Source organism: Vibrio ponticus (genome assembly GCF_009938225.1).
GTDB classification, from domain to species: Bacteria; Pseudomonadota; Gammaproteobacteria; order Enterobacterales; family Vibrionaceae; genus Vibrio; species Vibrio ponticus.
The window spans coordinates 144,755-166,173 of sequence record NZ_AP019657.1 but is presented as its reverse complement, the minus strand read 5'-3'; the positions used below and the strand labels follow the sequence as shown (position 1 = coordinate 166,173).

The 21,419-nt window shown below is 46.6% G+C and carries 15 protein-coding genes; 9 read left to right on the top strand and 6 right to left on the bottom strand.

All coding sequences use genetic code 11. The features are described from left to right. Window positions 1-24: 24 nt before the first annotated feature. Together GZN30_RS00780 and GZN30_RS00775 are read right to left on the bottom strand one after the other, a co-directional pair. Entirely contained in the window at window positions 25-1,263 is a 1,239-nt protein-coding gene (locus GZN30_RS00780) for a sensor histidine kinase (protein WP_075649358.1), read from the bottom strand. Continuing rightward, window positions 1,235-1,903 carry a response regulator transcription factor gene (locus GZN30_RS00775; RefSeq protein WP_075649359.1) on the bottom strand — a complete coding sequence of 223 codons (669 nt, stop codon included), beginning with the start codon at window positions 1,901-1,903 and terminating at the stop codon, window positions 1,235-1,237. The genes GZN30_RS00780 and GZN30_RS00775 overlap by 29 nt, the downstream gene beginning before the upstream one ends. Window positions 1,904-1,991: 88 nt before the next feature. On the opposite strand from GZN30_RS00775, the gene GZN30_RS00770 reads away from it, so the two are divergent. From GZN30_RS00770 to GZN30_RS00755, 4 genes are all read left to right on the top strand, one after another. Then, window positions 1,992-3,158, top strand: a complete 1,167-nt coding sequence (locus GZN30_RS00770; RefSeq protein WP_075649360.1) for a DUF5666 domain-containing protein — start codon at window positions 1,992-1,994, stop codon at window positions 3,156-3,158. Window positions 3,159-3,312: 154 nt separating this feature from the next. Next, entirely contained in the window at window positions 3,313-4,464 is a 1,152-nt protein-coding gene (locus GZN30_RS00765; RefSeq protein ID WP_075649361.1) for a sugar diacid recognition domain-containing protein, read from the top strand. Window positions 4,465-4,597: 133 nt separating this feature from the next. Further along, entirely contained in the window at window positions 4,598-5,863 is a 1,266-nt protein-coding gene (locus GZN30_RS00760; protein WP_075649362.1) for a GntP family permease, read from the top strand. A 17-nt stretch (window positions 5,864-5,880) separates the two neighbouring features. Beyond that, window positions 5,881-7,014: a glycerate kinase gene (locus tag GZN30_RS00755; protein ID WP_075649363.1), complete on the top strand. Its 1,134-nt coding sequence runs from the start codon at window positions 5,881-5,883 to the stop codon at window positions 7,012-7,014. 89 nt (window positions 7,015-7,103) lie between these two features. On the opposite strand, the gene acnB is transcribed toward GZN30_RS00755, so the two are convergent. The 4 genes from acnB to hrpB form a co-directional block, all read right to left on the bottom strand. Then, window positions 7,104-9,692: a bifunctional aconitate hydratase 2/2-methylisocitrate dehydratase gene (gene acnB, locus GZN30_RS00750; RefSeq protein WP_075649364.1), complete on the bottom strand. Its 2,589-nt coding sequence runs from the start codon at window positions 9,690-9,692 to the stop codon at window positions 7,104-7,106. A 286-nt stretch (window positions 9,693-9,978) separates the two neighbouring features. Further along, window positions 9,979-12,252 (bottom strand): patatin-like phospholipase family protein, encoded by a 2,274-nt coding sequence (locus tag GZN30_RS00745; protein ID WP_075649440.1) that lies wholly within the window; start codon window positions 12,250-12,252, stop codon window positions 9,979-9,981. 62 nt (window positions 12,253-12,314) lie between these two features. Next, window positions 12,315-14,678, bottom strand: a complete 2,364-nt coding sequence (gene mrcB / locus GZN30_RS00740; RefSeq protein WP_075649365.1) for a penicillin-binding protein 1B — start codon at window positions 14,676-14,678, stop codon at window positions 12,315-12,317. A gap of 2 nt (window positions 14,679-14,680) precedes the next feature. Further along, complete coding sequence (hrpB, locus tag GZN30_RS00735) at window positions 14,681-17,140, bottom strand: ATP-dependent helicase HrpB (RefSeq protein WP_075649441.1); 2,460 nt, start codon at window positions 17,138-17,140, stop codon at window positions 14,681-14,683. A 54-nt stretch (window positions 17,141-17,194) separates the two neighbouring features. On the opposite strand from hrpB, the gene sfsA reads away from it, so the two are divergent. The 5 genes from sfsA to folK all read left to right on the top strand — a co-directional run bounded on the left by sfsA (window position 17,195) and on the right by folK (window position 21,406). Continuing rightward, entirely contained in the window at window positions 17,195-17,914 is a 720-nt protein-coding gene (gene sfsA / locus GZN30_RS00730; protein ID WP_075649366.1) for a DNA/RNA nuclease SfsA, read from the top strand. Window positions 17,915-18,046: 132 nt separating this feature from the next. Next, window positions 18,047-18,493: an RNA polymerase-binding protein DksA gene (gene dksA, locus GZN30_RS00725; protein WP_075649367.1), complete on the top strand. Its 447-nt coding sequence runs from the start codon at window positions 18,047-18,049 to the stop codon at window positions 18,491-18,493. 82 nt (window positions 18,494-18,575) lie between these two features. Further along, a complete protein-coding gene (gene gluQRS / locus GZN30_RS00720; protein WP_075649368.1) occupies window positions 18,576-19,463 on the top strand; it encodes a tRNA glutamyl-Q(34) synthetase GluQRS in 888 nt (295 codons plus the stop codon). Window positions 19,464-19,550: 87 nt separating this feature from the next. Further along, window positions 19,551-20,924, top strand: a complete 1,374-nt coding sequence (gene pcnB, locus GZN30_RS00715; RefSeq protein WP_075649369.1) for a polynucleotide adenylyltransferase PcnB — start codon at window positions 19,551-19,553, stop codon at window positions 20,922-20,924. Beyond that, a complete protein-coding gene (gene folK, locus GZN30_RS00710; RefSeq protein WP_075649370.1) occupies window positions 20,921-21,406 on the top strand; it encodes a 2-amino-4-hydroxy-6-hydroxymethyldihydropteridine diphosphokinase in 486 nt (161 codons plus the stop codon). Before pcnB ends, folK begins: the two co-directional genes overlap by 4 nt. The last annotated feature ends 13 nt before the right edge of the window (window positions 21,407-21,419 follow it).

Here is a 21,419-nt window from a genome sequence, read left to right as displayed (position 1 = left end):
CAACAGAGCAAAGTGCTATCGTAATTATGTAAAATAGACCTGAGCGGTAAACTGTTGACCATCATCTTGGGTAGAAAACACCCAGTTCATGCGTTCGCAAATTCGCTCAACGATCACCAAACCACAGCCATAGCCTGCATTATAAGTTTCATTGCCATCATGGCGGTTCGTAATGATCAAACAACCATCAATCAAGCTAATCTCAATCTCACCCACACTATAGCTAAAGGCATTTTTGATCAGGTTATTGATGACAATCGTGACAAAACTTGGTGGCGCATACAGTTTCTGCTCCCCTTCGATGTTCAACTCAAAACTGGCATCTTGCTTGGCAAATAAAGGCGCCATTTCTTCCAAACGAAGATCTAATTCAACGTTAAGATCACAATGACTAAAGTAGTAGTCATCAATGCTCTCTTTTCCCAACAGCAAAAACGTTTCAGTCAAAATCCGCATCTGCTCACTGGCATGATCAAGACGGGAAATTGCCTTCTGCGCCACAGGCGGCATATCAGCTACTTTCGCTAATAAATCCGTGGAACCTCGCACTACCATTATCGGGGTTCGCAGTTCGTGAGAAGCGAAACGACTAAACTCTTTTTCACGCTGAAAGAAACCGGCAATATCGCGTTTACTGTCCAACAACGCCTGCTCAATATGGCGAGTTTCAGCATACTTGGTATCCACTTCGAATATCGGCTCAGATGGAGGCATCTGACGAATCTTCTCTTCAATACGACTTAATGGCTTTGATAAAGAACGCACCACGTTAAATCCGTATAAGACCACCAGCAGAGAAACAAAGCCACCGAGTAAGAAAGTATAATTGTGCAGACTTAATTCATAGTCATCGAGATAATCATCAGCATCATCTTGAAAAACGATGTACATCATACCTTTACCAGACGGGTGTGCCGTGACTAAGAAGTGCTTATCTTCTTCACCCAATAAGTGCTCATAAAAACCCGGGGCATGATAGGTTTTTAACCAAACAGGTAAATCACGCTCACTCCAATAAGTCGAAAACTCCGCTTCTTGTGGTAGGCGAGCTAACTCGCCTTCAATCTGATAATCGGCTTTATATCGTTCAGCTTCCGTGTCTAACCAGTGATGGAGGCTCAATATTTCAATTTGGTTTTCAGCAAAATAAATCACCCCCCAAAAGATACTGAACATCAGTAAAGTCATTAAGCCGAAACTGCGGCGTATTTTGCGATAAATGCTGGGATGATGTTTATGCTTTAAGTCGGTAGCCTTGCCCATGAACTGTCTCTAATCTTGATTGTTCGAAGCCTTTGTCTAGGGCGGTGCGTAAACCATAGATATGACTGCGTAATGCGTCACTACTTGGCTCATCTTCACCCCAAACAGACTCAATCAGCTCTTGGCGTGAAACCAGCGCCGGAGCATGACGTAATAACTCTTTAAGAATCCGTTTTTGAATTCGACTTAATTTTACGATTTGACCAGCACGCTGCACGTCACCCGTTTGGTTATTAATTTCAATATCGGCGAAACGTAAACTGCCAATGTCTTGCCTTGGACCTCGGCTGGCGAGTGCACGTACGCGCAAACTCAGCTCTTGCATTGCAAAGGGTTTAAGTAAGTAATCATCCCCGCCCGCTTCAAAAGCGGCGACCTTGTCATCTAAGCTATCTTTCGCCGTTAAAAATAGGATTGGAGTGTTGCAAAACTGCTCTTGGCGCAAGCGTCTAACCGCAGATATCCCATCAATTTTAGGCATCATGATATCCATGATGATCACGTCATAGTGGTTCTGAGCGACTAAATTTAAGGCCGCCTCTCCATGATAGGCACAATCAATGGTCATGCCTTCTAGCTCTAAATAATCAGCAATGGTTTCAGCAACGTTGTGGCTATCATCGACAATTAAAATTTTCATGCTTTTCTCACGTTTCTTCACGACCGCTTCACGTTTCGCCGCCTAGCATACACCCGTTTTCAGCATTCTAGTCAGGAAAAGTCGATAAATGAAAAAGTTAGTTCTTGTTAGTGTATTAGGCGCTCTACTTACTGGTTGTGGCGGCGGCGGTGGCGGCAGCAGTGACAAAGATTCAAGTCACAACGAGCAACGTCCAAGTGCAGCACAAGGCACCATAGAACGTGTGTCGGGTAATACAGTAACGGTTAATGGTCATCAGTATGATGTTGCTTCAATTAGCTACCAAGCTGGTGATAACAATGTCGACTTATCCGGTACGCAGCTAGAGCCAGGAATGATGATAGCACTGTCTGCAAATAACACTCGTTCAACAGGCAATCATGTTCAACTTGAGCCAACTATTACTGGTGTAATCCGTATTCCGGAGCCGTACAAAGGTGAATTCACTGTAAATGGGGTAACACTAACTTTTGCTAACCTATCTTCACACATCCATGATGGTGATTGGGTAATGGTATCTTCCTTACCGACTGCAAATGCGGGTTATAAAGTCTTATCGGTAGTAAAATTTGAGAATGACTTGCTAGATCGCTATTTTGAAGTAGAAGGAACCGTATCAAACCTCGATGTAAACAACTCTACTTTTAAACTTGGTGCGGCTTTAAACGTATCGTACAACCCTAATACTGTTGAGGGTGGCGAACTTAGCAATGGTCTTTGGGTCGAAGTTGAAGGTCAGGCATCCGATCTAGATATCATCGCTCACAGCATTGAAATAGAACGATATGACGATATCGATAACGACACAGAAATCGAAGGTCTGGTTACTTGGGTTTCAGCTGACAAAAGTAATTTCGAACTGAACTACCGTGGTCGCTTTAATGTAACCGCTCAAACACGTTTTGAAGATGGTAACAAAAACCATTTGGTACAGGGTACGATGATTGAAGTAACTATAGGCTACAACAACAATGCCATCGAAATTGAGTTTGAGAACAACGACAATGACAGTGATGATTGGCAAGATAATGATATTGAACTTGTAGGAAAAGTATCATCTTTGGCAAACGATAATAGTTTTGTTGTCTACGACAATAGAGGAAATAGAACTGTCTTCTTAAATAACTATACTGAATTTGATGGTGGTTTAATTAACTTTGATTCAATTAACGGCCAAACTGTCGAAGTAGAAGCTTATAAAGTAAACAACCAATTGATCGCGAGCGAAATCGAACTATTAGGTTACGATGATTAACTCCAACTAGACTAGAATCTTTTAAGCACCTGCTCTGTCGGGTGCTTTTTTATTCCAAAGATTCCCCTACAGCACACCTCCCAACTGTTAGCTTATTGTTCCCATAAACTGGCAATGCTATTGTGCGTTTTTACTCTCTAAATACTCACTGGCTATGCAGCTCAACGAAACCATCGCGCGACAAATTGTCGAACGCACCATGAAAATTATTCCTTATTCGGTCAACGTGATGGATGAGTTTGGTCGAATCATCGGCTCTGGCGATCCGACTCGCCTACGTCAACGACATGAAGGCTCGATCTTAGCTATCGCTGAGCAGCGTGTGGTTGCCATCGACCAAGCAACGGCTGAGCACCTTAAAGGGGTTAAGCCGGGTATCAATCTTCCGATTATTTTCCAAGATAAAGTGATTGGTGTGATTGGCATTTCCGGCGAACCCGACGCGGTGCACCAATATGGTGAACTGGTCAAAATGACCGCTGAACTGATCATCGAACAAGCCGCGTTGATGTCACAAGTGGAATGGCACAAACGTCACCGTGAAGAGTTGGTGATGCAGCTGATTCAAGGTGCTTCAACCGATGATGGTCAAATTCGCGTTATCGCTGAGAGACTCGAGCTCGACTTAGCTAAACCACGTATCGCAGCTATCGTTCAAGTCATGCCCACAGACAGTGATGCGCCGTTATCACTGGCACACCTGCAGCAGTTGGTGCATCTATTGGAGTTTCCGGAACGTGACAACCTAGTAGGTATCTTGTCAGTTTCAACCAATGAAGTGGTGGTGCTAAAACCTATTGAGCTAACCAAAGCGGGTTGGTCGGTCGACAATGAGCGCAAACGCGTCACTAAATTACTTAAACGCGTTCGTCAGTTAGGAAAGTTTCAAATCCGCATCGCTCTGGGTGATTATTTCGCCGATAGCGACGGGCTAAGCAAATCGTATCAAACCGCTAAACTGACTTTAAACGCTGTCGCAGACCAACAAGGGGAAGTGTTTTTCTACCAAAATCACCGCCTACCTGTGCTGCTGAGCAGCCTGTTCGAAGAGTCGTGGAAAGCCGATCAACTTAGAGAACCGTTCGATTTGCTGGTGCAAAACGACAGCAAAGGCACGCTAGAGAAAACCCTCAAAGCATATTTTGCACAGAATTGTGATGCTTATCAAACTTGCCAAATCCTGCATATTCACCGCAATACACTACGTTATCGCCTTGAGCGCATAGAAGAAATTACATCATTAAATATCAATAACTTAGACGACAAATTACATCTCTATTTGGCACTGAATCTATTTCGTCATTAAACAGACCTTTGTGCATACGCACAAAAATGTCGTTATTTCAGCCAGAATATTTGTTGTTCAATCCAAAGACGCTTTTAAGTAGCACGTCTATAGTGCCAACAAAATTATTCTTAAAACCTTTTTGGAAATCCCCATGGCTGAAGTCTCTACACTTGGTGCCTTAGCGGCACTTGTTGTTGCCATTGCACTTATTTTACGCAAAGTTCCACCAGCATACGGCATGATTATCGGTGCCTTAGTTGGTGGTGTGGTCGGCGGCGTTTCGCTGACTGACACTGTGTCGCTGATGATTGGCGGCGCTCAAGGTATTGTTACTGCGGTTCTGCGCATTCTCGCCGCTGGTGTACTCGCTGGCGTATTGATTGAATCAGGTGCTGCAACCTCTATTGCAGAAACCATTGTTAAGAAAGTCGGCGAAACTCGCGCCCTGCTTGCTCTTGCTCTAGCCACTCTTATTTTGACTGCAGTTGGCGTATTCGTTGACGTTGCGGTTATTACTGTTTCTCCTATCGCGCTGGCGATTGCCCAGCGCGCTAACATCTCTAAAACAGCCATTCTTCTTGCGATGGTCGGCGGTGGTAAAGCGGGTAACGTCATGTCACCAAACCCGAACGCCATTGCTGCGGCTGATGCATTCAACGTACCACTGACTTCAGTCATGGCTGCGGGTGTTATCCCGGGTCTATTTGGTCTGGCACTGGCTTATATCATTGCTAAACGCCTAACCAACAAAGGCAGCATGGTGCACGAAAGCGAAGTGGTTTCTGTCGATCACAGCAAACTGCCTACCTTTGGCGCAGCGATTGTTGCACCGCTAGTTGCGATTGCACTCTTAGCTCTACGCCCTATCGCGGGTATCAACGTTGATCCCCTTATCGCGCTTCCGCTTGGCGGCTTTATTGGTGCTGTAGTCATGGGTCGCTTTAGCGATACTAACCACTTCGCCGTTTCTGGTCTAAGCCGCATGGCTCCGGTTGCAGTCATGCTTCTTGGTACAGGTACACTTGCTGGCATTATTGCTAACTCAGGTTTGAAAGGCGGCTTAATTGAGATCCTGACGGCTTCAGGTTTGCCATCTTATCTACTAGCGCCAATCTCAGGTGCAATGATGTCGCTGGCAACCGCTTCGACAACAGCAGGTACTGCAGTTGCCGCGAGCGTATTTAGCCACACAATTTTGGAACTTGGCGTACCAGCCCTTGCTGGCGCGGCAATGATTCACTCAGGTGCAACCGTACTTGATCACATGCCTCACGGCAGCTTCTTCCACGCGACAGGTGGTGCAGTTCACATGGATATTCGTGAGCGTCTTAAGCTCATTCCTTACGAGTCAGCGGTTGGTCTAATGATCGCATTTGTCTCAACCATGATGTTCGGCGTATTTGGTTTATTTGTTTAAGGCGTTTAGGTATTACTATGAAAATTGTTATTGCTCCAGATTCTTACAAAGAAAGTCTTAGTGCGATGGATGTCGCCGTTGCTATTGAGCAGGGATTCAAACAAGTCCTGCCAAATGCTGAATACATCAAATTGCCAATGGCGGATGGTGGCGAAGGTACTGTGCAATCATTGGTTGACGCTACGGGCGGTGAGATCATTGAACACTCAGTCACGGGTCCACTGGGTCAATCAGTGACGGGGTTCTACGGCCTAATGGGTGATGGTAAAACAGCCATCATTGAAATGGCAGCGGCATCGGGTCTGCACCTAGTCGAACCTGAAAAGCGCAACCCAATGATCACCACCACCTTAGGTACTGGCGAGCTAATCAAAGCGGTACTGGATAAAGGTGTTGAGCACATTATCGTTGGTATCGGCGGCAGTGCGACTAACGATGGCGGTCTAGGCATGGCGCAAGCTCTGGGCATTCGCCTACTTGACGAGTCAGGTCAATCGCTGGGTTTTGGCGGCGGTGAGCTGGCGAAACTGCACACCATCGATATGAGTGAGCTTGATCCTCGCCTAGCGAATGTACGCTTAGAAGTGGCATGTGATGTTGATAACCCATTGTGCGGCGAGAAAGGGGCATCACAAGTATTTGGTCCTCAGAAAGGCGCAACACCAGAGATGGTCGCGCAACTAGACCGTAACCTTGCTCACTATGCAGCAGTGATTAAACAGCAATTGGGTCACGATGTGCTAAACCGTCCTGGTGCTGGTGCGGCTGGTGGTTTAGGTGCAGCCTTAATGGGACTGCTAAACGCAGAACTGCGCCCAGGTATCGAAATCGTTATGGATGCGGTCAATCTATCCGAAGTGGTTGCGGATGCTGATCTCGTTATCACTGGTGAAGGTCGTATCGATAGTCAAACTATCCACGGTAAAACGCCAATTGGTGTCGCACGCACCGCGAAAAAGCACAATGTGCCGGTTATTGGCATTGCTGGTTGTCTAACTCAAGATTGTGGTGTGGTGCATGAGCACGGTATCGATGCTGTCTTTGCCGTGGTTAACCGCTCAGTAGACTTGCCAACCGCGCTAGTAGAAGCGGCACAAAACATCGAGTTAACCGCGCGCAACGTTGCTGCGATGCTGCAGGTGAAGCTGTAATTTACCGGCTTTCCTTACATTGATAAAAACAAAAAACCGCAGATATCTTCTGCGGTTTTTTATTAGCTAAGCTTTATTCTAAAACAAGCTTATGCAGGCTCTTGGAAGATCACGTCATCCGCTTTCTTGGTGTACTGTTCCATCTTATGGAAGTTCAAGTAACGGTAAGTATCTGCAGCTGTTGCATCAATTTGCTTAGCGTACTCTAGATACTCTTCCTTGGTTGGAATCTTACCTAGAATCGCGCCCACAGCTGCAAGCTCTGCAGAAGATAGGTAAACGTTCGCGCCTGTACCTAGACGGTTAGGGAAGTTACGCGTTGATGTCGACATTACGGTTGCTTTGTCTGCTACGCGCGCTTGGTTACCCATACATAGCGAACATCCTGGCGTTTCAATACGAACCCCAGCACGACCGTAAATGCCGTAGTAACCTTCTTCAGTTAGCTGGTCCTTATCCATCTTAGTTGGCGGCGCTACCCAAAGACGAGTATCGAGTTGACCACCGAACTGCTCAAGTAACTTACCAGCGGCACGGAAGTGACCGATGTTAGTCATACATGAACCGATAAATACTTCATCGATTTGAGTGCCTTGAACTTCAGACAGTAGACGAGCATCATCAGGATCGTTTGGCGCACATAGAATTGGCTCGCTGATCTCAGCAAGGTCAATTTCAATCACGTGTGCGTATTCTGCATCCGCATCCGCTTCCATCAGTTCAGGATTTGCCAACCACTCTTCCATCGCTGTGATACGACGCTCGATAGTACGGCGGTCACCGTAACCTTCAGAGATCATCCACTTAAGCATAGTGATGTTTGAGTTAAGGTACTCTTCCACTGACTCTTGCGACAGCTTAACGGTACAACCCGCAGCAGAACGCTCTGCTGACGCGTCAGATAGCTCGAACGCCTGCTCAACAGTTAGGTGCTCAACACCTTCAATCTCTAGTACACGACCAGAGAATTCGTTGATCTTACCCGCTTTCTCAACCGTCAGTAGACCTTGCTGAATCGCGTAGTAAGGAATGGCATGAACAAGATCACGCAGCGTGATACCTGGCTGCATTTCACCTTTAAAGCGCACCAGGATAGATTCAGGCATATCCAATGGCATCACACCGGTTGCCGCTGCAAACGCAACGAGACCAGAACCTGCTGGGAAAGAAATACCTAATGGGAAGCGAGTGTGTGAGTCACCACCTGTACCAACAGTATCAGGCAGTAGCATACGGTTTAGCCATGAGTGGATAACACCATCGCCCGGACGTAGTGACACGCCACCGCGATTCATAATGAAATCAGGCAATGTGTGGTGTGTGTTTACATCAACCGGTTTTGGATAAGCCGAAGTATGACAGAACGACTGCATCACAAGATCTGCCGAGAAGCCCAGACACGCAAGGTCTTTCAGCTCATCACGCGTCATTGGACCGGTAGTATCTTGCGAGCCTACCGTGGTCATCTTAGGTTCACAGTATTGACCTGCACGTACGCCTTCTACGCCACATGCCTTACCGACCATTTTTTGTGCCAATGTGTAGCCTTTGGTTGACGCTGATGGGTCAACTGGCTTAGCAAACAGATCCGTTTCTTCTAGACCTAGTGAAGCACGTGCACGACTGGTTAAGCCACGACCGATGATAAGTGGAATACGACCACCAGCACGAACTTCATCCAACAGCACTTTGCTCAGTTCAAACTTAGAAATTTCTTCGTTGTTCTTGCGCACCACGCCTTCGTATGGGTAGATATCAATCACATCACCCATGTTCATGTTCTGTACGTCTAATTCAATCGGCAGTGCACCTGAGTCTTCCATTGTGTTGTAGAAGATTGGTGCAATTTTACCGCCTAGACAGATACCGCCAGTGCGTTTGTTTGGTACGTACGGGATATCGTCACCCATAAACCAAAGCACTGAGTTAGTAGCAGATTTACGTGAAGAACCCGTACCGACTACGTCACCGACGTAGGCTAGAGGGATACCGTCTTTTTGTAGCTCTTTGATTTGCGTGATTGGACCAACGCTTCCTGACTCATCAGGGTTGATGCCATCACGCTCCATTTTAAGCATCGCTTTGGCGTGTACTGGAATATCAGGGCGAGACCAAGCGTCAGGTGCAGGTGATAAGTCATCGGTGTTGGTTTCACCGGTGACTTTAAATACTTTCACCGTGATTTTTTCAGCAACTTTGTCTTTTGCGGTAAACCATTCCGCATCAGCCCAAGATTGCATTACTTGCTGTGCGTACTGGTTACCTGCTTTGGCTTTCTCTTCGACATCGTAGAAGGCATCAAACATCAGCAGAGTATGAGACAGTGCAGTCACTGAGATAGGCGCAAGCGCTTCATCATCCAGTAGCTCAACCAGCGGAGCAATGTTGTAACCGCCCTGCATCGTACCTAGCAATTGGGCAGCTTTTTCACGGCTGACGAGTGGAGAAGCAACTTCACCTTTAGCAACTGCGGTTAAAAAGCCAGCTTTAACATACGCGGCTTCATCAACACCAGGTGGAATGCGGTTTTCAAGTAGGTCAAGAATGAACGCTTCTTCACCTTGGGGTGGGGTCTTTAAAAGCTCAACAAGTCCAGCAACTTGCTCAGCGTCCAAAGGCTTCGGAACAACTCCTTCAGCAGCACGCTCTTCGACGTGTTTACGGTAGGCTTCAAGCACGACTTTTTCCTCTCATTGCGGTTTCTCCTCGCTTTCTGTTTGTTATAAACATGAGGAGTAAACATCCTTGGAAACTTGGCTCTCCATTGCCATATTGTCATTATTCATCGACTGATAAACAGCGCCAGAGAGGCCAAACTGTGGGCGGGATAATAGCAAATTTAACCATAAATTAAAATCTCATCATTTTGACCAACATAGCAACTTAAGACTAAAGTTCTATGATTTGTCCGCTATTTCCGCCCGTTACAAACGATTGTTTTGTGATTGCTCTTTTCTGTCCAATCTACTTAAATGATGTACCCACAATTAAATAGATTGAATCGAAGTTATCTTCCGTTCGCCCGTAAGCGAACATAATTGGTCCAATGGGTGAGTCGATCCCCGCAAACAACGAGCCTGCTGTATAAAGCGGCGCATCTGACAAACCAATATCCGGATCGGACCACACACCACCATATTCCAGCGATGCCCCCACATAGAATGGTGAGGTAAACAAGCCGAAGTCGTTGTCAAACCAACGGTAGCGATAGACGAGACTGCCGAATACTTTGTTTTTACCAATTAGGCTATTACGCGGGATACCGGATAGTTGTAAAAAACCACCAATGCTTTCAGGATCGATAGGTAAAGTTGAGTTTTGGCTCTCAACAAAGCCACCCTCCAAATTTGCGACCAAAGTATGGCGAGAAAAACTCTTTGCAGCGCTAAAACTGGCACCAAACTCGTAAGAAACATCGCTTTCTTCACCAGCAAAAATTGAAGATGGATCGCCTGATGTTTCATCTTTCGAAACTAAATAATGAAGATCAAGATAAATACCTCGCGTTGGCAAACTGTAATTATCTAATGTATCGATACGATAGTTAGCGAAGATGCCTTGGCGCCTAAATGAAACATCGCCAAGTGTGGGTAAAGTCGAAAACAATCCATCACCATCGGTATAGCGAACCCCAAGAGTAAACTCACGCCACAATGCCTCTTGATAGCCTAGAGCCCACTCTACCACCCACTCGTTATAACTGACCGGTAAGAAGTCTTTCGTCGCGTTAAGGCTGGTATCTTCAAATCCGGCAACGGGAGCATTGCGCTTTTGCTTACTGTATTCAACGCCAAACGTCGTAAAGAGTTTTTGGTTGGATAGAAATGGACTGTAGATCTCAGCTTCAACCAGTTTATCTGTCCCTAATTCAAGGTTGGTTCTTAGTTCTGCACCACTCTGATTCAAATCGGTAAAGTTAGCTGACATACCAATTGAGTACTGACTATCTGTATTGAAGTCATCTTCGAGAAAGAAACGGAAATTAAGGTAATTCGGTCCCCACGCTTTCTCATTCACATCAAAAACCACCACATCTTGATCATCTTGCTGATCATAGCGATAGGTAATTAACTCAAAACGGTCCAGGGCGTAAAGGTCTTGAACGCTTTGCTCTAGCTGCTTGGTGGTTAATTGTTGATTAGGCTCTAAATTGAGGCGGCTCTCTAGTAACTCGTCGCTATAGTGGGTGTTGTTGTTAATCACGATATCGCTGACAGAAACTTCGTCGCCATACTTGAGTTGTTTGCGCAATGCTTGTTTATGTTCAACATACTTCTGATAGTCAGCACTGCTAAGGGATAAAGCTTGTAAACGCTGCTTTTGTGCCGTAGCAATACGAATGCCTTCTTGATACGCCTCTGGCATACGCTCAAACTCAGTGGTTTCCATATCACCCACTTGCGGCTGCAATAGAAAATCCTGATCTGTCAGCGTTTCAGCCTGACGACTCGTACTGCGGCGCACTAAATAATTGGAGAGTTGATCGGCAACCGTGAAAAGATCGGTAAAATCTTCTTCCTGTTTATAGTCAGTACTAATGTCGACAGCAATGACAACATCAGCACCCAACTCGCGAGCAACATCAACTGGCATGTTATTGGTCACGCCGCCATCAACAAGTAATCGCTCACCAATTCGATACGGTGGCAAAGCGCCCGGCACCGACATACTTGCCATCATCGCATCGACAAGGTAACCATGATCAATAACCACCGACTCTAATTCGATAATGTCAGTTGCAACGGAACGATACGGGATAGCTAAGTCATCAAAAGAGGCAAACGCAGGTAAATTACCAGTCGTTTCACGCAAGATACGTAACATTCCCTGCCCTTGAACTACGCCGCGAGAACCTTTAATACCGGTATGACCAAAACCGATATCAGTGGTCAGTTGATAGCGGTCTTCATACTCTTTATCTCGCACGCGACGCTCACTGCGATCGACGCGGTCTCGATAGCCACTATTCCAATCGATACTGACGATAAAGGCTTCAATCTCATCGGCACTCATGCCCGTCGCATAAAGACCACCGACATAAGCCCCCATACTGGTACCGGTGATATAGTCCACGGGGATACGCATCTGTTCGAGCGCTTTTAACACACCGATATGCGCAGCCCCTTTGGCACCACCACCAGCAAGTACTAAGGCAACTTTCGGTCGCTGTTTTTGCTCCGACTTTTGGGTCTGATTGACCTCTTGCGCCAATACCCCAGAAGCAATAAACGCTACCATCGACAGTAGTAGGCTTAGCTTTTTCACCAGTAATGTTCCCTCATATTTGGTTCTGTTCCGATTTACCAAGTAAAGATTTTCTTCAGCCAATCAGCAGGTTGATTACTACACTCTTGTTGCAACTTATCATGTTCATCCCAAACAGGCAGCTTAAAATTATTACCACAATCAAGGACTAGATCACCGTTAGCAGTTTTGGCAAAACCAAAGGTCGCGATACCCTTTGGCCATGGCAGCAATAACTGAGTAGGAATACGATGTTGTAGATACTCTGCATAAACGCGCAAAGCACCGCTAGAACCCGTCAGCTTGGTGGTTTTGTTATCATCTCGCCCAAGCCAAATTGTGGTTACTTCACGACCATCTACGCCAACAAACCAACTGTCTTTGGTATCGTTACTGGTACCCGTTTTACCCGCGAGTGCTGCTGCTGCAAACTGGCTATTCAAAAAGCGCCCCGTCCCTTCAGCCACACCACGCTTCATCGCATAAGTGGTCAGCCATGCTGCACGCTGATCAACCGTCTGCTTGGCAATCGGTAATGATTGATACAGAACGTTACCGTCCATATCCACCACAGAGCGCAGCGCTGATAACTTAGCCTGTTTACCTGAATTGGTTAAGGTTTGATACATCTGCGCCACTTGGAATGGCGTCAAACTGAATGAGCCTAAGAACATTGAAGGCACCGGACGAATTTCTTGTTTATCGACCCCCAACTTTTCAAACGTCTCGACCACTTGAGGAATGCCTAACTGCATCCCCAGTTGCACCGTCGGCACGTTGAGTGACTTGGCTAAGGCTAAATAAAGTGGTACATCTCCGCGATATTTGCGGTCATAGTTACGTGGCGACCAAACATTACCTTTCGAGCCTTTTAGACTCAAAGGTTTATCATTCAGTGTCGTTGCTAGGTTGTAACGCTCCGGTTGTTGTAATGCAGTAAGGTATACCGCTGGCTTAGCCAGTGAACCAATTTGACGACTGGCATTTAGGGCTCGGTTAAAACCGTCATAACCGGTACGTTTGCCCCCAACCATTGCGCGGATCTCACCACTATGACGGTCAACAGCAATCGCCGCGCCTTCTAGCTGCTTGCCCGCCACTTTAGCAAGTTGTGGGATCTTCTTCTCTATCGCTTTTTCCAGTTCATGTTGCGAAACTGGATCCAACGAGGTGAACACCTTCAAGCCTTTATCTGCTTCAAAAGCACTGCCCACTTTCTCTTTTAGCTCAATATTCAGTTGCTGGAAGTAAGCTGGCTGACGGCTGGCAATACGTGGGTTATCTTGAATATCTAATGGGCGACTCGCCGCATGCTCAAATTCACTTGCGGTCAGATAACCCTGCTGCATCATCAAACGCAGTACCAAATCACGGCGCGTCTTAGCTCGCTCTGGATAACGCACCGGATTGTAGTAAGACGGTCCTTTGACCATACCCACCAGCATAGCTAACTGATCAATACGCAACTCTTGGATAGGCTGACCAAAATAAAGCCGTGCAGCCAAGCCAAAGCCATGTACCGCTTCACCGCCACTTTGACCTAGATAAACTTCGTTGAGATAAGCTTCAAGAATACGATCTTTGTCGTAGCGATAATCCAGAATGATCGCGATGTAGGCTTCACGGATCTTACGCCACAAGGTGCGATCGCTGGTTAAGAACAAGTTTTTAGCCAACTGCTGAGTTAAGGTACTTCCGCCTTGTACCGTACGCCCTGCTTTGATATTGACCACCATGGCACGCGCAATTGCCAATGGTGAAACCCCATCATGTTTGTAGAAATCACGATCTTCAGTGACCAACAAAGCATCCACCATCACTTCAGGGAACTGCTCGCGACGTAAAAACAAGCGCTGTTCATCGCGGTTTTTCTCCAGCATACCCAACATTTTTGGCTCGATACGTAGATAACCCAGATCCCCTTTTTGCTCTAAGGATTGAATGCGAGTTAAACCGCTACTGTCAAAATGCAGCATCACATGGCGATCCGGTTCCGGACCATCAGTAAATTCAAACGGACGACGGATCAACTCAATCTTGGTCGATGACGAAGAGTATTCACCGGCATACTTCGGCTGACGTACTTTGCGGTAATTCAATACATCCAGTTCATTACGAACTTCTTGCAAACTGATTTCATCGCCCGGCGCTAAATTGAGAATACGCGCATAAACGACGGTGGGTAGCTCAAATAGCTGCCCTTCAAACTTTTGCTTTACCAAGCTGTCTAGGTAGATGCCAATAAACAGCAAGATTGCCATACCAACCAACGCCAGCTTCCAGCTGATACCCCATAAGGTTTTCAACCATGACTTTTTACCATTTGCTGGTTTTTTCTTGCGCGGATTCGGTTTACCACGTTTAGCTGGGGCTTTTTTCGCCGCTGGCTTACGCGGTGTTTTTGTTGTTTTATCTGTCATGGTTATTGATTGAACTGTCTTTTAGTTTTGGTGGTTGCAATATGATTAGCCGGATCATCCGGCCAAACGTGCTTAGGATAACGACCTTTCATCTCTTTTTTAACTTCTTGGTACGCTCCTGACCAAAAACTTGCAAGGTTACTGGTTCTTTGTAGCGGTCGCTGTGCGGGAGATAGCAATTCGAGTACCACTGTCTTTTTACCTTGCGCAACCGTAGGCGAACTGTGTTCACCGAACACTTCTTGCATACGCACAGCTAACATAGGCTCTTGACCAACCTGGTAAACAATCTTTTTCTGGCTGCCCGTAGGCAATTGAAAGTGTGTCGGCAACCACTCGTCGATCTCTTGATTAAGCGGCCAACCAAGGTAGGCAGAAAGCGCCTGAGTTAAGTTAACTTGTTGCAATGCTTTGGCTGAATTGATGCCAACCAAATACGGTTCTAGCCATTGGTCTAAATTGGTCAGCAGTGCCGATTCATCAAATGCCGGCCACGCATGCTCAGGCATCCACTCTACCCCGCAGCGAATGCGTGCTAATAACTCGTTAGCACTCTCTGTCCAATTCAGTACCTGCAGACCTTGGCGACGAACATAATTCAACAATGCTTCGGTGACCTTTTCGGAAGCTGGCGCGGGTAATTCCTTGCTTTCAATCACAAGTCCCAGCCAACAAAGACGCGCTTCAGCCACCAGTTTGCCACGCTTGTCATCCCAATCGGCAACTTCTGACAGAATGAACTTCTCTGCCATCGCACTGCGCAATTGAGTAATATCAAGCTCTGTCGCTAAATTGATTAACGCTGACTCACCTTGGCTACGCATCAAATCTATCGCCACAATGTAGTCACTGCCACTCAGTGGGTCATCTTCACGAAATTGAGCGCCATGACCACTAGCCAGCAAAAAGCGATTTCCTTGCACGCGGCGCTGTGCCACTCGATCAGGGAAAGCGATGGCGAGCAGTATAGGGGCTAATCGCTCATCCACCTGAGCTAAATCAAATGTCAATTTCAGTCTGTTTGCCAAACTTTGAGCCCGCGTGACGACAACTTTTTGCTTGCTGTGTTTACTTGCTTGTAAACGCTGCACGCTATGAGAAAAATCGACCACATTGTGCTCTGGCTCTTCCAACAAAGCAGCCAGTGCAAGCGCTGTGCTATGCCAATCATTGTCAGCCAATGCATGAATTAACATCGCGCCGCTGCGAGGCTCAAGCCCCAACTGCTGAACTTTCTGTCCTGCCGTAGTCAACTGATGCTTCTCATCCATTAACCCAAGCGAGCAGAGTAAGCTACGCGCCTGCGCAAGCGCACTAACCGTCGGGACATCCAACCACTTCAGTTCACTCGCGTCCGTGCACCCCCACTGCGCCAACTCCATTGCCAGAGGAGCAAGGTCACTATGCAAAATTTCAGCGCTAGGCACATAAGGTTGCTGATTCAGTTGGCTTTCGCTGTAGAGACGTAAACAGATACCGGGTTCAATACGCCCAGCACGACCTGCTCGCTGCTCCGCGGATGACTGAGCAATTCGAACTTGCTCTAGCTTGGTAATCCCTGTTTTTAAATCGAACTTTGCCACCCGCTCTAAACCGGCATCAACCACTAAACGAATCCCTTCAATGGTCAATGAGGTTTCCGCAATATTGGTGGCTAACACCACTTTGCGTTTACCTGATGGTGCGGGCTGAATCGCCGCTTGCTGCTGACTAAAGCTTAACTGTCCATATAAAGGAGAGACGTCGATATCTGCCGCGAGCCCAGATAACCGTTCTTGCACTTGCAGAATACTGCCAACACCAGGCAAAAACGCCAATAACGAGCCTGTTTCATTGTGCATTAAGGTTTGGATCTGTTTCACCATTGCATCCACAAAGCGTTCATTGGCTTTCAGCGGCTGATAACGAAACTCGACCGGAAAGCTACGTCCTTCAGACTCGATATATTCAGCCTCCGGCATTAACCTCGCCAGAGCTTGTTGTTCAAGCGTTGCCGACATCACCACCAACTTCAGATCATCACGCAGTGCTTCTTGAATCTCCAAACAGAGCGCCAGCCCCATGTCAGCATGAATGCTGCGTTCATGAAACTCATCAAAAATAATCAAGTCGATACCGGACAATTCCGGATCACTTTGGATCATGCGAGTCATAATCCCTTCGGTGACAATCTCCAATTGAGTTTCATCACTCACCTTGGTTTCACCACGTACTCGATAGCCCACTCGCTGCCCAACACGTTCTCCTAATTGCTCAGCTAAATAGCGTGCAATATTGCGCGCCGCCAAGCGGCGAGGTTCCAGCATAATAATTTTGCCAGAGACAATACCCTGCTTAAGCAGTTGCAATGGAAAGTAAGTCGATTTACCAGCACCCGGTGCTGCTTTAAGAATAAGTTGAGAAGCGTTACGCACACCGGAGAGAAGTGCCGGCATCACGCCTTCAATGGGCAATTGTGACAATGGGAGAGCCTTATGGTGTAATGTTGCAAACATTGTACATAAAACCAGTCCTAAATGAAGTTTGAACCTTGCCTACAATCAGCTACTTTAATTAAACGCTATAAACGTTTTTTGGCCGACATTCAGCTCGAAGACAGCAGCGAGCGCACCATCCACTGTGCCAATACGGGCGCCATGACTGGATGTGCCGAACCGGGAAACAAAGTTTGGTTTTCGACCTCGGATAACCCAAAGCGTAAATACCCAAACAGTTGGGAATTGAGCGAAACCCAAGCTGGACACCGTATATGTATTAATACTGCACGAGCTAACCAGCTGGCAGTAGAAGGCATAGAACAAGGCGTGATTGAGGAGCTTGCGGGCTATCAGCATCTTCGTACCGAAGTAAAGTATGGCAACGAAAATAGCCGGATTGACGTAATGCTTAGCGACGCTGAACGATCTACATGCTATATCGAAGTCAAAAGTGTTACGCTTTTGGATGACCAACAACAAGGGCAAGGATATTTTCCAGATGCAGTGACCACAAGAGGTCAAAAACATCTGCGTGAGCTAACAGAAATGGTCAAAAGTGGGAACCGTTCAGTACTTTTATTTATTGTTTTGCATTCAGGTATTGAAAAAGTTTCTCCGGCACACCATATAGACGCGGATTATTCACAATTACTGAAAAAAGCGATAGAACAAGGGGTGGAAATATTATGCTACAAAGCCGATATTTCCCAACGTGAGATTAAGCTCGCAAAGGCTGTAGATTTCAGATATCTCGGCTGAAAAATGATGCAGTCTTCACATAGGCGTTAACTTTACTCAACAGTATTTGCCTCCTAAAGTTCTTTTTGCTATAGATACCCGCCTTAAATTAGCTGCTCAAGCAGTTGACTAGGTGTTAGTAGGAGATGCTGCATGCCAGAATCGAAGAAAAAAGCGCTAGGCATCCTAGCCATTGCAGGTGTTGAACCATATCAAGAAAAGCCAGGTGAAGAGTACATGTCACCTGAGCAGATGGATCACTTTAGAAAGATTTTATCAGCTTGGCGCAACCAGCTACGCGAAGAAGTAGACCGTACTGTGCACCACATGCAAGATGAAGCGGCAAACTTCCCGGATCCAGTTGACCGTGCTTCTCAGGAAGAAGAATTCAGCCTAGAGCTACGCAACCGTGACCGTGAACGTCGTCTAATCAAGAAAATCGAAAAAACATTAAACAAATTGGATGATGATGATTTCGGTTTTTGTGAGTCTTGCGGTGTTGAGATCGGCATTCGTCGCCTAGAAGCGCGTCCAACTGCAGATCTATGTATCGACTGTAAAACTCTTGCAGAAATCAAAGAGAGACAGATGCAAGGTTAATTCTTTGCTGATGACTATTGAAAAGGGAGCGTATAAGCTCCCTTTTTGGTTTCCTTAATTCTACTTTATCCTCGGTTCAGCTATGTACATCGGTCGCTTTGCACCCTCACCTTCCGGTCCACTACACTTCGGCTCTTTAATTGCCGCCTTAGGCAGCTATTTTCAAGCTAAGGCTAATCAAGGCCAATGGCTAGTTCGTATTGAAGATATTGACCCTCCGCGAGAAATGGCTGGCGCTGCCGATTTGATTCTGCGCACCTTAGAAGCCTATCAACTCGAATGGGATGGTGAAGTGGTCTATCAAAGCCAGCGCCATCACCTTTACCAACAGCAAATTGATGCTTGGCTGGAGTCGGGGCAAGCTTATTATTGTCAATGCACGCGTAAAGAGATCAAAGAAAGTGGTGGTTACTACTTAGGCACTTGTCGCGAAAAACAGCTCACTAACGACAATCCAAGCGCGACTCGACTGCGTATGACAGAACCCGTTTACGAATTTATCGATCAAAAGCATGGATTGTTAAAAATACCTCAAGCACTGGCTGATGAGGATTTTATTATCAAACGTCGAGACGGCTTATTTGCGTATAATCTTGCCGTCGTCTTAGACGATATTGACCAAGGTGTCACCGAAGTGGTGCGCGGTGCAGATTTAATTGAGCCAACTGGGCGTCAGATAAGTCTGTACAAAATGCTGGGTAAACAACCTATTAGCTATCTACACCTCCCTTTAGCGATGGGCGATAACGGGCAAAAGTTATCTAAACAGAACCATGCACCAGCAATCGATAACCTCAACCCTAAACCGGCGCTTTTAGAAGCGATGCACTTTTTGGGCTTTGAACTTAGTAACGATATTGAGACGGCAAATTTGGCCGAAATCATCGCGTGGGGGGTACAAAATTGGCAAATTTGCCAGCTACCAAACACTACCGAGATCACACCGAGATTCTCAAAACGCGCTCGGTAAGCTATTATTAGCCGCAAATTCGCCCTAAGGCCTCAGAATTTAGATGGAAGCAGAGCTGGTTTAACCACCGCATTTTGCTAAAAGCACATGAATAGAAACGACAATACACCAAGCGAGCCAATCAGCTTTCCTGAGCTCGCACTTAACATTCTAACTCGCCAAGAGCACAATATTTCGCGTAAGCAGATCAGCGACAATGCGCTGAAAGTACTTTACCGACTTCATGGTGCAGGCTTCGATGCCTTTCTTGTAGGAGGCGGTGTACGCGATCTATTGCTAGGGCAAAACCCAAAAGATTTTGATATTGCGACTAACGCAACCCCAGAGCAGATTCGACAGCTTTTTAAAAACTGTCGTCTTATTGGTCGTCGCTTCCGCTTAGCACACATTATGTTTGGCCGCGATATTATCGAAGTGGCAACCTTCCGTGGTCACCACCAAGAGCCGAGCAAAAACGTCTCTCAGCAGTCAAAAGAAGGCATGCTACTACGCGATAACGTGTATGGCACAATTGATGAAGATGCGGAGCGCCGTGACTTCACTATCAATGCGATGTACTACAACATCGGCAACTACGCGATTCACGACTACGCAGGTGGTATTGAAGATCTCGAAGACAAATTGGTTCGTCTGATTGGCGATCCAGAGACGCGCTACCGTGAAGACCCAGTGCGCATGCTACGTGCCATTCGCTTCGCCGTGAAACTCGATTTTGATATCGAAGAAGATACCGCAGCACCAATTGAAGAGCTTTCTCATCTACTGAAAGAAATCCCTGCTGCGCGCCTGTACGAAGAATCACTAAAGATGCTACAAAGTGGCTATGGATTAGAGACTTACCATTTAATGCGTGAGTACAATCTATTCCAACAGCTATTCCCGTCAGTCTCTGAGTTTTTCACTGAAAGCTACGATTCAAAAGCGGAACAGATGTTGGATCTGGTTTTAGATTCAACCGATCAGCGTGTTGAAGAAGGCAAACGTATTAACCCTGCGTTTATGTTTGCCGCAATGCTTTGGTATCCACTACAAGCAAAAGCGGATGAGTTGATGGAGTCTCGCAATCTATGTCATTACGATGCCGTAATGGAAGCGAGTAACTACATCCTTGATGATCAAGTACGCACCATTGCGATTCCACGTCGCCACACTGCGACTATTCGCGAGATTTGGCAACTGCAAATGCGCCTACCTCGTCGTAATGGCAAGCGCGCGTTCCGCTTAATGGAGCTGAACAAGTTCCGCGCTGGCTTCGATTTCCTTGAAATGCGTGGTGAAATCGAAGGTGGTGAAACAGAGCAGCTAGCGAAATGGTGGAACACTTTCCAAAACGCGGGTCGCAATATGCGCCAAGCGATGGTTAATGATTTAGATGATGCGGCACCAAGCCGCCCAAGCTCTCGCCGCCGTAAGCCAAGCAATAAAAAGCGTAGCTTCCGTAAGAGTAAAAGTGACTCATGATTACCGCCTACATTGCTGTCGGCAGTAATCTTGCTGATCCAGTCGCTCAAGCGAATGCCGCCATTGACGCATTAAAGTTGCTACCGAGCTCTGAGTTTATTCAAGCGTCTCAGCTATACAGTAGTGCACCGATGGGACCACAAGATCAGCCGGACTACATTAATGCGGTCGTGGCGATCAAAACCGAATTAACGCCACTTGAACTGCTCAATTGCACTCAAGCGATTGAGCTAGAACAAGGGCGTGTCCGTAAAGACGAGCGATGGGGTCCAAGAACCCTCGACTTAGATATTGTTCTTTACGGCAATGAAGTGATCGATTCCGAGCGTTTAACGGTCCCACATTACGGGATGCGTGAAAGAGAATTTGTTCTCTATCCGCTGGCGGAAATCGCACCTAATTTAACTCTCCCTGATGGGACTGAGCTTGCGCAGTTACTTAATCAAGTCGATCGCAACGGGCTCAGCGTGTGGCAGTCATAGCCAGATCCTAGTA

Coding starts and splice junctions, on each gene's coding strand:
- GZN30_RS00780 (WP_075649358.1), bottom strand. CDS start 1,263: ATGGGCAAGGCTACCGACTTAAAGCATAAACATCATCCCAGCATTTAT.
- GZN30_RS00775 (WP_075649359.1), bottom strand. CDS start 1,903: ATGAAAATTTTAATTGTCGATGATAGCCACAACGTTGCTGAAACCATT.
- GZN30_RS00770 (WP_075649360.1), top strand. CDS start 1,992: ATGAAAAAGTTAGTTCTTGTTAGTGTATTAGGCGCTCTACTTACTGGT.
- GZN30_RS00765 (WP_075649361.1), top strand. CDS start 3,313: ATGCAGCTCAACGAAACCATCGCGCGACAAATTGTCGAACGCACCATG.
- GZN30_RS00760 (WP_075649362.1), top strand. CDS start 4,598: ATGGCTGAAGTCTCTACACTTGGTGCCTTAGCGGCACTTGTTGTTGCC.
- GZN30_RS00755 (WP_075649363.1), top strand. CDS start 5,881: ATGAAAATTGTTATTGCTCCAGATTCTTACAAAGAAAGTCTTAGTGCG.
- GZN30_RS00745 (WP_075649440.1), bottom strand. CDS start 12,252: ATGGTAGCGTTTATTGCTTCTGGGGTATTGGCGCAAGAGGTCAATCAG.
- mrcB (WP_075649365.1), bottom strand. CDS start 14,678: ATGACAGATAAAACAACAAAAACACCGCGTAAGCCAGCGGCGAAAAAA.
- sfsA (WP_075649366.1), top strand. CDS start 17,195: ATGAAGTTTGAACCTTGCCTACAATCAGCTACTTTAATTAAACGCTAT.
- dksA (WP_075649367.1), top strand. CDS start 18,047: ATGCCAGAATCGAAGAAAAAAGCGCTAGGCATCCTAGCCATTGCAGGT.
- gluQRS (WP_075649368.1), top strand. CDS start 18,576: ATGTACATCGGTCGCTTTGCACCCTCACCTTCCGGTCCACTACACTTC.
- pcnB (WP_075649369.1), top strand. CDS start 19,551: ATGAATAGAAACGACAATACACCAAGCGAGCCAATCAGCTTTCCTGAG.
- folK (WP_075649370.1), top strand. CDS start 20,921: ATGATTACCGCCTACATTGCTGTCGGCAGTAATCTTGCTGATCCAGTC.